Source organism: Maribacter flavus (assembly GCF_008386635.1).
Classification (GTDB): Bacteria; Bacteroidota; Bacteroidia; order Flavobacteriales; family Flavobacteriaceae; genus Maribacter; species Maribacter flavus.
In genome coordinates this window covers 1,015,452-1,028,799 of sequence record NZ_VUOE01000001.1, presented here as the reverse complement: position 1 = coordinate 1,028,799, position 13,348 = coordinate 1,015,452, and the positions used below count along the sequence as shown (strand labels likewise).

The 13,348-nt window shown below is 44.4% G+C and carries 10 protein-coding genes; 4 read left to right on the top strand and 6 right to left on the bottom strand.

What is annotated here, in order from left to right:
• Positions 1-45: 45 nt before the first annotated feature.
• Entirely contained in the window at positions 46-675 is a 630-nt protein-coding gene (locus tag F0361_RS18935) for a DUF4286 family protein (RefSeq protein ID WP_211361142.1), read from the bottom strand.
• Between the two features lie 203 nt (positions 676-878).
• Positions 879-2,663 (bottom strand): tetratricopeptide repeat protein, encoded by a 1,785-nt coding sequence (locus F0361_RS04440; RefSeq protein WP_154917385.1) that lies wholly within the window; start codon positions 2,661-2,663, stop codon positions 879-881.
• Between the two features lie 206 nt (positions 2,664-2,869).
• On the opposite strand from F0361_RS04440, the gene F0361_RS04435 reads away from it, so the two are divergent.
• The gene (locus F0361_RS04435) at positions 2,870-4,177 is read left to right on the top strand and encodes a ComEC/Rec2 family competence protein (protein WP_154917384.1); all 1,308 of its coding nucleotides are present in this window, start codon (positions 2,870-2,872) and stop codon (positions 4,175-4,177) included.
• A gap of 3 nt (positions 4,178-4,180) precedes the next feature.
• Here the strand turns inward: F0361_RS04435 and serS are convergent, their stop codons facing one another.
• A complete protein-coding gene (gene serS, locus F0361_RS04430) occupies positions 4,181-5,452 on the bottom strand; it encodes a serine--tRNA ligase (RefSeq protein ID WP_154917383.1) in 1,272 nt (423 codons plus the stop codon).
• Positions 5,453-5,531: 79 nt separating this feature from the next.
• On the opposite strand from serS, the gene F0361_RS04425 reads away from it, so the two are divergent.
• Positions 5,532-5,912, top strand: a complete 381-nt coding sequence (locus F0361_RS04425; protein WP_154917382.1) for a VOC family protein — start codon at positions 5,532-5,534, stop codon at positions 5,910-5,912.
• Here the strand turns inward: F0361_RS04425 and F0361_RS04420 are convergent.
• Positions 5,909-7,231 (bottom strand): HTTM domain-containing protein, encoded by a 1,323-nt coding sequence (locus F0361_RS04420; RefSeq protein WP_317131723.1) that lies wholly within the window; start codon positions 7,229-7,231, stop codon positions 5,909-5,911. The two genes, F0361_RS04425 and F0361_RS04420, sit on opposite strands and share 4 nt — an antisense overlap.
• On the bottom strand, positions 7,231-8,160 hold the full coding sequence (locus F0361_RS04415; RefSeq protein WP_154917381.1) for a bifunctional riboflavin kinase/FAD synthetase: 930 nt from the start codon (positions 8,158-8,160) through the stop codon (positions 7,231-7,233). Before F0361_RS04415 ends, F0361_RS04420 begins: the two co-directional genes overlap by 1 nt.
• 53 nt (positions 8,161-8,213) lie before the next feature.
• Between F0361_RS04415 and F0361_RS04410 the strand changes: the two genes are divergently transcribed.
• A complete protein-coding gene (locus F0361_RS04410) occupies positions 8,214-11,999 on the top strand; it encodes a reprolysin-like metallopeptidase (protein ID WP_154917380.1) in 3,786 nt (1,261 codons plus the stop codon).
• Complete coding sequence (locus F0361_RS04405; protein WP_246160804.1) at positions 11,996-12,679, top strand: hypothetical protein; 684 nt, start codon at positions 11,996-11,998, stop codon at positions 12,677-12,679. Before F0361_RS04410 ends, F0361_RS04405 begins: the two co-directional genes overlap by 4 nt.
• Here F0361_RS04405 and pth read toward each other — a convergent pair.
• Complete coding sequence (gene pth / locus F0361_RS04400) at positions 12,676-13,305, bottom strand: aminoacyl-tRNA hydrolase (protein WP_154917379.1); 630 nt, start codon at positions 13,303-13,305, stop codon at positions 12,676-12,678. The genes F0361_RS04405 and pth overlap by 4 nt on opposite strands.
• Positions 13,306-13,348 lie beyond the last annotated feature (43 nt).

The window sequence follows — 13,348 nt, the reverse complement described above, 5'->3', positions numbered from 1 at the left end:
TTTTTAAAGCTTCCCCAAATGTCAGGTTTACCTAGAGCTAGGTGCTTACCTTGCCAAATATACCCAAGCTTTTTTACCTGAAAGCAAACCGACCTCGATTCTTTCGTAGGCGTCCCCTTCATATAAATCGGCCTTTTTTAATTCATCGTCCGTCAGCACAAAGACTTTACCATGAATTTTATCTTGCGGATTATGGGTCGGTTCCAAGGTGGGATATAAACCGGCGACCTTTATATCGGAAATCCGATGTCCGTGTAGGGTATCGTTATACCCGCCCAGAAGCCTTGAAAAAACGCCCAATTGAACCTCTTTTTCCTGTAAGGTGCCATAGGTAAAAAGATGGTGCGTTGCGGTATTCCGATGCACAAAAAACTCATCGACCACCTCTAGTTCCGTCCGGAATGAAATCAATTGGTCAGCAAATAATTTTTGCTCTTTCTGCCTTAATCTTGGGGCATCCTCCCTGTAATAGTCATTGAGCATTTCCTTGCTGGCCACGGTATATTGGACGGAATAGGTGTGCCCCGTACCTTCTTCGACCAATATCTTGGTCATTTTTGCACTCAGGAACTTTCCTGTGGCAAGCACCTCTGGAATATGTACGGATTTCATCCAGTGAAGCCATTTTTCATGGGCCTTATCCTCTATGTTGCTGGTTACGTTATAAATGTACATGGGGTGATGGTTGTTCGTTTTTGGTTGTTGATTGTTCGCTATGCGCTTTGCGCTAAACGCTTACCGCTGTTCGACTCTAAGCTATTAACTGTTCAATGCTAATTGTTTATTATGTATTGCCTCCAGCATATTTCTAACTCTTAACTCTACACTCTGAACTCCGCACTCTGCATTCTGCACTCCGCACTCTCAACTATTAAACGTTAATTGACCGCATCCCCACGCAGCATTCTAAAATTTTTGCGGGCCTGTGGAAAATAATAGCTGTCCTGATAGTCATAAATGATACGTTCATAATGTGTCTTGGCCTTCTCCGGCTCGTCCAGAACAGTCCTGTAAAGTTCCCCTAAGGCAAAATAGGCGTCGTCTGCCAGGATACCGTTCCCATAGAACTCGATTATTTTTTGATAGTTGAATTCTGCCGCTTCGTATTTTTTTTGGGATTCCAATAATTGGGCCTGTTTTAGGAGTGCCTCATCCTCTATTTTTTCTCCCTTGTGGTTTTCCAAAATATCGTTTAGGTCTTGGATCGCCTCGTCCGTTTTGTTCTGATAGGCCAAAAAATCGGCACGGGCATATTTTTTCAATGCTGTCTGGGTGGAGTCTTCCAAGGAATTGTCCGATATCAACAAACTCAATTGCATGGCATCGTTCGCGATGAGCTGCGAAGTAGAACCCCTTAGCACCTTTAGCTGTGTCAATGCCCAGTCAAAATCTCCCTTATAGAAGCTTGTTTCCGCTACTTTGTATCGGGCATCCTGTCCCATGACATCGTTTTTCAACTTGTCCTGAACTTGCGAAAAGTATATGAGCGCTTCGTTAAACCGACGGTCGTATACCAAAATATCGCCAAGGGCAAGCTTAATGTAGGCCTTGCTCCGTTCGTTCATGGGTAGTTCCAAACTGTTCTTTAGCAGTTCGATGGCCGGGCCGGGCTCGTCTTTTTGAAAGGTCAGGAAATTGGAATAGGCCACCTGGAGTTGCAGGGTCTGGGTCTGGTATCCGTATTGTTCGATGAGGGCTTCGTAGCGTTTCTGTATGGCGTCCAATTGATTTTTTTCCACTTCTTCCAAGATGATTTCTATCAAATGAAGCTCCGCGTTCAATTGCACAATGGGGTCCGCACTTTCATCCTTGATGTATTCAAAAACCTCCTTGGCAACCTCATATTCCTTCTCCTCAAGTACCGTGGTGCCCAAATTCTCCAGGCGACCGGTATTGCTGCCCTCCATACGTTTGTAAATGGCCTTTTCCTGTCTGAATGCGCTTCCAAATTGGCGTTGTTTTACGAACAGCCAGCTCAGCAGCTCGTTCCAGATGATATCCGGATTTTTCTGTGCCTTTTGAAGTAGGATGGTCCTAAGGGTTTGGTTGTTGACATCCTCCGGATCTGATGTTATGAAGTCGTCGATGCTTCTAAGGATATTGGATTTTGACGTTTTATTGTTCACCAAAAGTTCCAGATAAGCGGTGTACATTCTTTCAATATCGCCCTGTTCCCCATAAATCCTGGCCAACTGGTAATTGTAGTCCAAGGTAGGGTTCAGTTTCATGGCCTTCTTATAGGCTGCGACGGCCCTATCCAATAAAGTATATTTTTGAAATTGGTAGCCCAAAGCGTACCCGTAGTTAGGGTTTTCCTCTATAAAAGCCAGGGCACGGTCATAATACTCCTCGGACTTTTCCGGCATGTCCTGGAGGGAATAATTGTAACCCATTTCTATCAATAGGGTGGGATGTGGGTTTCTCTGGTTCAACTGTTCCAATAGGTAGGCTTCGGCATCGGTATAGCGTTCCAGCTGTTGATAACAGGCAATAAGACCTTGTAGATAGTCCGTTCTTCTCGGATTCTGTTTTGCCAATTTTTCGTAGAAAACGACCGCTTTTTCAAAATCGCCATCGGCAAAATACTGCTTGGCCAAAAAGTCCTCTTGGGCACAAACGCTGATGGAGAAGAATAGAAAAGCAAAAAATCCTAAAAACTTCATAGCAGAAATTTATCAAATTTAAGCAAGAGCCGTAAAAGAATCTGTTAACTGAACTATAATAAGGTCAATATCGAATGGCGGCAATGGGATTTCATGTCAATTCGTACAGATTCTGCGACTGGTTATCAAATAATATATTGTAGGAATACTATTAATAATGTAGTTTTAGTAGAAGGGCCATTTACAGGCCAAACACAAAAAATTAAATGGAAACACGGTTTTTAGGGTCAAAAACAAAACGGTTTTACTTCAACAACGGCGTTGAGGACGTGAGCTATGTGGTAATCTATGGTGATGAACTAATGGTGGAACCTTTGGAGGACAATATTGCGGAGAGTTACAGAACCGCCATTTACCGGGGGCGAGAAGGAAAGATTGCCTCCAACACCAAACTATTGCCCAAAAGGAGTTTGGAATTTTATTTTTTGGACATTGGGCAAGGGGATGCTTCCTTTACCGTTACCCCTGATAATATTAAAATATTGGTGGACGGCGGATTAAAGGACAGGGCCTTGGGTTTTCTTATCTGGAAATACCGATTGGACCTGCCCGATACCAGCGTAACAATTGACCATTTGTTTTTGAGCCATGCCGATAAGGATCATATTGACGGCTTGGCGCCGCTACTTGAACACCCCAAAATTACGGTTAAGAATATATACCACAATGGTATCGGATTATATGCCGATGGACACAGCACGGAAATAGGTACCATGGAAAATGATAGGTTGAGAACCATCCATGACTCGGTACAGGATTTGGAGAATGAACATCTTAAAAGTGACTTTAGCGAATGGATCGATGCCGTTAAAGGATCTGGAGCTACCTACCAACGTGTGGACGCTTCCAACGGGTATCTGCCCATAGGGGACGCAAGCGTACAGTTGGAAATATTGGGACCCACCCTGGAACCCGACAATTCGTTTAAGTGGTTTGGCGGTAAGTCCCATACCATTAATGGACATTCCTTGATCTTTAGGATTGACTATGACCATGTAAGGGCCTTTTTTTCTGGGGATTTGAACGTGGAGGGAAGTGAACATTTCTTGTCGATACCGGGGAACACCCTTAAAGTAAACGCCCATATTTTTAAGGCGCCCCATCACGGCAGCCACGAATTTTCCCAAAATTTGCTAAATCATGTGAACCCCATGGTCACTGTGGTTTCCTCTGGGGAAACACCGGATCATGGTCACCCAAGAGCGGTATTTTTAGGAGGTTTGGGACTGGCCGGAAGGGGGAAAATGCCCCTTATTTTTTCAACGGAACTTTCAGCTCTATTTGTGGATGCGGGAGACGTTGCGGCGCAAATCCATTCAGACTCCACGGTTACCACCTTGGGAGACCTCGATTTTTCCGATTCCTTGGCAAACACGGAAGCCAGACAGCGTTTCAAGAAAGTATTACCGGGAATCATCAATGTGCGTACGGACGGCGAAAAAATATTCGCCTTTCGCAGGGTCCAAATGGGTTATCAATGGGAATCCTATGAATTGAAATACAATGACATATAGGGGTTAGTCAATTTTATCGAAACCACAATACGGCACCAACACCTCTGGGATTTGGATACCGTCTTCGGTTTGATAATTTTCAAGAATTCCGGCCAAGACTCGGGGTAAGGCCAAAGAGCTTCCGTTCAGGGTATGTGCTAGTTGACTTTTTCCGTTTTCGTCCTTGTATCTTAACTTGAGACGATTCGCCTGATATGTTTCAAAATTGGAAACCGAACTGATTTCTAGCCATCTGTCCTGCGCCGTAGAAAACACCTCAAAATCGTAGGTTAGGGCAGATGTAAAGCCTAAATCGCCGCCACACAAACGCAAGATACGGTACGGTAATTTCAACTCACGCAAAATAGTTTTTACATGTTCTACCATACCATCCAAAGCTTCGTACGATTTATTGGGATGCTCTACATGAACAATTTCCACTTTGTCAAACTGGTGCAATCTGTTCAGTCCGCGCACATGGGCACCATAGCTTCCCGCCTCCCTTCTAAAACAAGGCGTATAACCGGTGTATTTAATGGGAAAGTCGCTATCCTGTAAAATGGTATCCCTAAAAATATTAGTCACGGGAACTTCCGCCGTAGGTATTAGATACAGGTCGTCTGCAGTTATATGGTACATCTGTCCTTCTTTGTCCGGCAATTGCCCTGTTCCATATCCCGAAGCCTCGTTTACCACGTGTGGCACCTGCATTTCAGTATAGCCGGCATCGGTATTCTTGTCCAGAAAATAGGAAATCAAGGCACGCTGTAAACGTGCTCCTTTCCCTTTGTATACGGGAAAACCGGCTCCTGCGATCTTAACGCCGAGTTCAAAATCGATAATATCGTATTTCTTGGCCAATTCCCAATGGGGTAAGGCGCCATCTACCAGCTTGGGAATGTCCCCTTCCCTAAAAACTTCCTCATTGTCCTCTTCGGAACTTCCTGCCGGCACCAATTTGTTAGGGATATTGGGAATTTGATATAAAAGCGATTGAAGTTCCTCTGCCGTATTTGTCAGTTCCTCCCCTAATTGTTTGGATTCCTCCTTAAGGTCCGCCGTCTTTTCCTTTAAGGTATTCGCCTCTTGTGCCTTTCCGGATTTATAGAGCATGCCAATTTCTTTCGATAACTTATTTGATTCTGCAAGGATGGAATCCAAACGGGTTTGGGTAGCGCGTCTTTTTTCATCCAAAAGAAGTACGCCGTTCAGCATGGATTCGGCATCAATATTTCTTTTTTTAAGGGCTTTCAAAACGTTCTCCTTATCCTCTCGTATGACCTGTAATTGTAGCATCGCTCTATATAATTTGGCAGCAAATTTAAGGGAAAGTTCCCATTAAAAGGTATACTTTTAATACCTAAAACAATGGTTTATGGTTTTTGAGCATTTTGCCTTGAACGTTGCCAATATTGGACAGGTGGTAGAATGGTATTGCCAGCATCTGGGGCTAACGATCGCAAGCCAGCAAAAAGTAGCACCCTATATGACCTTTTTGGCTGATAGCACAGGCAGGGTCGTCTTGGAACTTTACAGTAGGGACGATGCCCCAAAAAGGAATTTTGAAACAGAACATCCGTTGATATTTCATGTAGCCTTTGTTTCGGAGGATGCGGCGAAGGACAAGGAGCGTTTAATGGCCCAGGGCGCATCTTTCTTTGAGGAGGTCCAAAAGCCGGATGGCAGTCACCTCGTTATGCTTCGGGATCCTTGGGGGATGCCCTTACAGCTTTGCCAGCGGGCGATAAAATTTTAGTCCTCCAATGGAGACGGTAGTATCCAATCGCTATGTTTCAATGGTGTCCAAGGAATATTTGCGAGGTCCACGGTTGGGTCTATAAAAGGAGCTGGAGGTCGGCCATTGACGCTTACCTTTGAATTAATTAGGTATACGGATACTTCCTCGTTTTCCTCTTTTAAATCCCGTTTTAAATACTGGGCAAATTGCCAGGCAAAATCTGGATAGGCAAGGACTTTTCGTTGTTGACCTGCAGTAAGATATTGCTGTGTATCTATGAACAGTTCCATGCCGTTGCCGCGTACTACCTTAAATTGGCCCGTACCGCTTCGTTCCCTTAACATCATTCTCCAGCTCATTCTATGGCCTTCTTCCGTCCATAGGACATCGTCCTTTATAAAATAGTGCCTGATAGGTAGGATTAACTGGAGCAAAAAATAGATGCCGAACACTATCAGGAATGGTTTTTTATAGTTTGGGACCACCGTTTTCTGGAGGTTAAAAGGGACTTTACGTTTGAAAAATAGCTTTCGGATGGTTTCCGGTTCAAAGAAGAAAACGGTGAAAGCCAAGGAAAGGTATGGGAATATCCCTATCTGGAATATGATGGAGTTGAAGAGGTGAAAGAAAATGGAGGCGATGAATGCCGATTTTCGGGTAGGTTTCCAAAGCAACGCCGGAACCACCAACAAATCAAAAATAATCCCAAAACTCCCGATGATTTTGTGCATCCAAGGCTGTTGCAATAGATCACCAACGAGCGGATAGCCGGACTTTGACTTCATCAGTATATCGATCATGCCAAAATCCAGCCAATCTCCGTACAGTTTTGCAATTGAGGCGTAGATATATACTATGAACAATTGCAGGACTATGACCCACTTCACATAGCCGTACATGGAATTTTCCTTTTGAGCGTTTCCCATGCGAACATCCAAGGAATATGCTTTATGGGCCGGGAATAGGCACATCAAAAATGAAATAAGGACCAATAAATAATAATGATTGTTATATGCGGTTTTTTGCATCAGGTAACTGCCGGTCCAGAGCAAGGTAAAAGCCAGTATGGAGAACCTGTATTTTAGCCCCAACGCTATACATATTCCCAAGGTACCCATCAGGGAAAAATAAAAATAAATACCCTGTCCGGCAAGGGCTTCCAGCCATGCAAAATCAATAAAGGGAAAGGTGTATTGGGGTGCTACGATATTCCTTTTGAGCCAGCCCGTGGCTATGGCACCAAAACATTCCAGTGAAACGAGAACGCCAAAAAATATTCGGAAAATGATAAGCGGGCTGTTGTCAATTCTATGAAGTAACAACCTGTTGAGCATCATTATCTATTGGATATAAATTGCAGTGATTTCTCCTTGTCCTTGGTCAATTGTAATTTGAGTTCGTCCAATGAATCGAACTTTTGCTCATCGCGGAGTCGGGAAAGGAGATCTATCTGGAGATTCTTGTCGTAAAGGTCCGCATCAAAATCAAAAAAATGAACTTCTATTGTTTTTGAAGTGCCGTTCACTGTTGGATTATAGCCAATATTCATCATGCCAAAAACATCCGCACCCTCGATATGGCTTTTTATGATATAGGACCCATTTTTGGGAATGAGTTTATAGGTTTCCTCAATATGGACGTTCGCCGTGGGGAAGTGGATTTTTCTGCCTAGGCCCTTCCCTTTTTTTATGGTCCCGGTTAGCATGTACTCATAGCCCAGGTAGGCATTTGCCGTTTCTATATCGCCATTTTCCAAGGCCCTACGTATTTTCGTGGAGCTCACGGAAACCTCGTCTATTTCCTGCGCAGGGATTTCCTCCACGGAAAAATCCAGCGCGTTTCCAAAAGCGATCAAGTCGGTTATATTGGCGTTCCTGTTTCTGCCAAACCGATGGTCGTAACCAATAATAACGTTCTTGGATTTTAATTTGTTCACCAAGAGATCGCGAACAAATTCCGTGGCCGAAAGCCGCGAAAATTCCTTGGTAAACGGATGGATGACCAAAATATCCAATCCCATTTTCTCCAGAATGGATTTTTTTTCGTCTATGGTGTTAAGAAGCTTTATATTGGCATCCTTTTGCAGTACCATACGGGGGTGCGGGAAAAAGGTAAGTACGGCCGATTTTAAATTGGAGTTCTTGGCACGGTTTATGACTTTTTCCAATATTTTCCGGTGACCAATATGTACTCCGTCAAAGGTGCCAATGGTTATGGCAACAGGGTGTTTTTCATCGTAATTGGAAATGCTTTGAACTGTAATCAACGCTGTTGGAAAATAAAAAGAACTATATTTGATTTGGAGATAAAAGCCCCACAATGACCGCTAAATTACGTCTTGTTTTCTCAATTACCATAGTATTTCTTTCCTTTTCTGGGTTTGCACAGACCAATTATTGGCAAAGAGCGGAGCTTAAAAATCAGGATAGGCAAAGTACCCTAAAGCGATTGGATGTACAAAAGGCCAGGGCATTTGTGCTGGATGAAAAAGGGTTGAAAGGGGAACTTTCCAAGGTTTCCAAATCCAAAAAATCAGTAAGAACCATCCTTTTTCCGGATGCTGAAGGCAATTTGATACCGTTTCAAGTCGAAGAATCCCAATTATTTGCACCGGAATTGGCCCAAAAATATCCCAACATAAAATCCTATAGGGGCGTAGGGTCCGGACCAGATACGCAAAAGATATTTTTTAGCGTTTCCCCCAAAGGGATACAGACTATGATCATGGACCCTGGGAAAGAGGGCACCGTATTTATGGAAAAAGCGGACAGCGGTGATTATGTGGTTTACAATGCAAAAGATCATTTGACCCAAAAATTGGATTTTGTCTGTAAGACCGACCCAAATTCGTATGCCTTACAATCCACCGCGTCAACAGCCAAACTGGTGGACGATCAAAGCCTGAGGAGGTTTAGGGTCGCGATTGCGGCCTCCGGGGAATACACGCAATTCCATGGGGGTACCATCCCCGATGCCCTTGCGGCCATCAATGCCACATTGACACGGGTGAACGGCGTTTTTGAACGTGATCTGGGAGTGACCTTGGAGCTGATTGCCAATACGGATGCCGTTATTTATACCAACCCGGATACGGATCCCTTTTCAGGGGGGTTGAGTTCCCAAACCCAGAATACCTTGACCAGTGTTATTGGCGAGGCCAATTATGATATAGGCCATTTGTTCAATCAGCAGGACAATACTTTGGATGGCAATGCAGGTTTTATTGGTTCCGTCTGTCAGGATAACAGAAAGGGCAGCGCCTACACCACTTTGTTCGCTCCACAAGGCGATCAGTTTGACATCGACTTGGTTGCCCATGAAATGGGACATCAGTTTGGAGCCAACCATACTTTTTCACATTTGTCCGAAGGCACCTTAGTGCAGGTGGAACCTGGAAGCGGCACCACCATTATGGGGTATGCCGGGATTACGAACGCAAATGACGTCGCCACAAATTCAGATGACTATTTTCACTATGTGAGCATCGTACAGATCCGCGAATATTTGGAGACGATAAGCTGTGGGGAAACCCTGCCTTTGACCAACAATGCCCCCATTTTAAATCCGGTCAGTAACTACACCATTCCTGTTGGAACCGCCTTTGTATTGACGGGCAGTGCCAGTGATCCTGATTCAACGGATGTGGTGACCTACACTTGGGAACAAATAGACAATGGAATTGTCACCCAGGCCACTTTTGGGCCCAATAATCCCACAGGTGCCATGTTCCGTTCGCTCCCCCCTTCAGTATCTCCAGAACGTTATTTTCCAAGGTTGAGTAGGGTAGTATCGGGTGACCTTACCCAGTCCAACCCTGTTGAAGGAGGGGCATGGGAAACGGTATCTAATGTGCAGCGTGAAATGAACTTTTCGCTTACTGTGCGCGATAATGTATTGAACGGCGGACAATCCGCCTCAGATGAGGTTACGGTTGTCGTTTCCAGACAGGCAGGCCCTTTTTTGGTTACCTCACAAGAGGTGCCGGCAACTTTTGTGGCAGGCGAAACGGAGACCATCACTTGGGATGTGGCCAATACCAATGAATTACCCATAGCAGCCCAGAATGTGGATATTTTTCTCTCCACGGATGGCGGACTCACCTTCCCCAACAGGATAGCCCAGAACATTACCAATGATGGTAGTCATACCCTAGTGATTCCGGGAGGTTATAGCACAACTGCCGGGAGGTTTATGGTCAAGGCTTCGAACAATATTTTCTTTGCCGTGAACCAAGCGGATTTTTCCATTTCGGAGTCTGAAGTGGTTCTCAATTTTGCGGACCTTACCTATGAAGTCTGTAAACCGGATGACCTTGTGGTCAGTTTTGACTATGAAGCGTATTTGGGATTCATGGAGGAAAGTACCCTGAGCGTTGGGGCGTTGCCTCCTGGTGTGACCGCCACTTTTTCACAGGATACCGTTTCCGTTTCCAATACCACGATTGATCTTACTATTTCGGGAACTGGAAATTTGGCCATTGGAAATTATCCTATTGATGTTATTGCCACTTCGGTCAACGTTACAAAAAGTATTTCCTTGCAATTGAGCGTTTTCGATACCAATTTCTCCGAAGTTGTACTTACCGCTCCTTCGGACGGAAGTTTGGACGTGTCAAAAGATGTAGTCTTGGAATGGGAACCGGATTTGGTGAGTACCTCCTACGCGGTTGAAATTGCAACGGACATCGGTTTTACGGAAATTATTGAATCCAAAGTGTTGGCGGCAAATTCCTACCAGCCCACGTCCTTGTTGAACGAAACCCAGTATTTTTGGCGTGTCAAGCCTATGAATGCCTGCGGGGAAGGAGTTTTTGGGGCACCTTTCAGTTTTACAACGATACAGTTCAATTGTATCACCAAGGCGAGTAACAACGTTCCAATAACCATAACCCCTGTAGGAACACCAACGATTACCTCAAGGGTTCTTTTTTATCAGGATTTGAATTTGGCCGATATCAATGTAAACCTGGATATAGAACATACGTATTTATCGGATTTGGTCATCAGCCTCACTTCCCCAGCGGGAACAACGGTGGTTTTGGTTTCCAGTGCCTGTGGGAACAATTCGGACATCAATGCGGTTTTTGACGATGAGGCTGCAGACGCATTTACATGCTCCGGTTCCCCTGCAATTAACGGAACCGTGCGTCCCATTGGCACCTTAAGTTCCTTTTATGGGGAATCCATACTAGGTGAGTGGTTCTTGGAGGTTAAGGACAATGCCGCGTCGGACGGAGGCCGACTCAACAATTTCTCTCTTGAGGTATGTGTTGAGGGTGATTTTAGACCTGATGACGACGAGGACGGGGTGTTCGATGATGGAGATGATCTGTGTTTGGGCACACCTTTGGGGCAGGAAGTGGATGCATCTGGTTGTGCAATTTACAGATTTACCCAAGAAAACTTTAACGTAAGCCTTGAAAGCGAATCCTGCAGGCCAAATAACGATGGTGCCATACGGATAGTTCCCAAAGTATTTTTGGATTATGAAATCACCGTAAACGGGAACGGTGTAAATACTACCGATAATTTTACCAATAGTTACAACCTTACCAATTTAAGCGCGGGAACCTATGATATCTGTATTTCGGGAACCGATGGTACCATCAGTTATGAACCCTTCTGTTTGGAGGTGGTCATTACAGAACCTGCACCGCTGAGTGTTACCTCCAAGGTTTCCTTAAAGGCTCCCCAGGTGGTTTTGGATTTGGAAGGAGCAAAAGGATACTATGTGGAACTTAATGGTTTCACTACCTATACGGCAGAAAAGCAGTTTTCATTGGACCTTTCCAAGGGCATCAATTTTTTAAAGGTGTACACCGATATTCCTTGTCAGGGTATGTATGAGGAGGAAATTCTAGTTTCTGATGGCCCACTGGTATTCCCGAACCCCTTCCGCGATTTTATAGAAATCTATTTTGATGTACCCACACAACGGGCTACGATGCAGTTGTTCAGTTCGGATGGTAGGTTGTTACGAACCGATAAATTACAGGATGGCGTTTCCTCCCAAGAATATGATCTGAGTATGTTGCCCGTTGGCATGTATTATTTGCAATACGAAAGTAGGGGAATGAAAAAAACAACTAAGATTTTAAAAAGATGATGAGAAAGACAGTACTTCTTATGTGCCTTTTTGCGGTATTTGGTTGTAAAAAGAAAGACGACCCTAAACCTCCCGGTCAGGTGTTGCTTTTGTTCCCTGAAAAGAATTCTGAATGTACCACGGGTATAGATCAGGATGCCACTACGAGCAGGGTGACCTTTCAATGGCAAAGATCTGACAATACGGACAGCTATGAATTGCGCGTGACCAATATCAACTCCAATACGGTGCAGACAATTTCCACCCAAAGCACAACGGCCAGTCTTCCCTTGCTAAAGGGACAGCCTTATTCTTGGTTGGTGCGTTCCAGGAACAATCAAGTGGACAACACGATTTCTAGCGAAATGTGGAGTTTTTATAATGCAGGTTCAAGAACCACATTTGCCCCGTTCCCGGCTGAAATATTGGATCCCAGCATGTCCGAACGTGTTTTCAAGGACATTAACAATGAAGTGACCCTGTCTTGGTCGGCATCGGATCTGGATAATGATATTGAGAATATCGAGGTTTATTTTTCGGAACAGAATCCCCCTACAGATTTGGAAGCCACTCTGTCCAATATGGCCACTACCTTTAAAGTATCCGTAATCTCAGGGACTACGTACTATTGGAGTGTGGTTACGCGGGATGCTGAAGGAAATGCCACCAACTCTGGAATCTATAGTTTCAGCGTACTTTAAACCCCGTTGAATTGGTTCATTGTGCGGGAAACCCCGGACAAGACAAAGGATTCCATAAGCGCGATGGATTTTTCCAATCGCTCCGGCATTTTTGAGTTCTCCTCGTCGTTCCACTGGCCAAGAACATATTCCACTTGTCTGCCCTTGCCAAAATCGGCCCCAACACCAAATCGAAACCGATTGTAATTGGTAGTCTGTAATACTTGTTGAATATCCTTTAGACCATTGTGGCCGCCATCACTTCCCTTGGTCTTGAGACGCAAAGTACCAAATGGGAGGTTGATGTCATCCGTTATGACGAGCAAGTTTTCCAAGGGTATTTTTTCCTTGTCCAACCAGTATCGTACCGCTTTACCGCTAAGGTTCATGTAGGTGGAGGGTTTCAGGCAGAGGATGCTTCGGCCTTTTAATCTGTAGATTGCAATGTCACCTAGCTTCTCGGTTTCAAAAGCCAGCCCTTTCTGATTTGCGAGGGCATCCAAAATTTTAAAACCAATGTTATGTCGGGTTTCGGCATAATCGGCACCAATATTTCCTAATCCTACGATTAAATACTTTTTCATGGGGTCTACCTCTTCTAAAAATGGGTCTTCTAAGCCCAATAATTTATTAAGATATTTCAACATGGAATATCTTTTTACCGTTGCCTAAAAATACAAAAGCACCCCA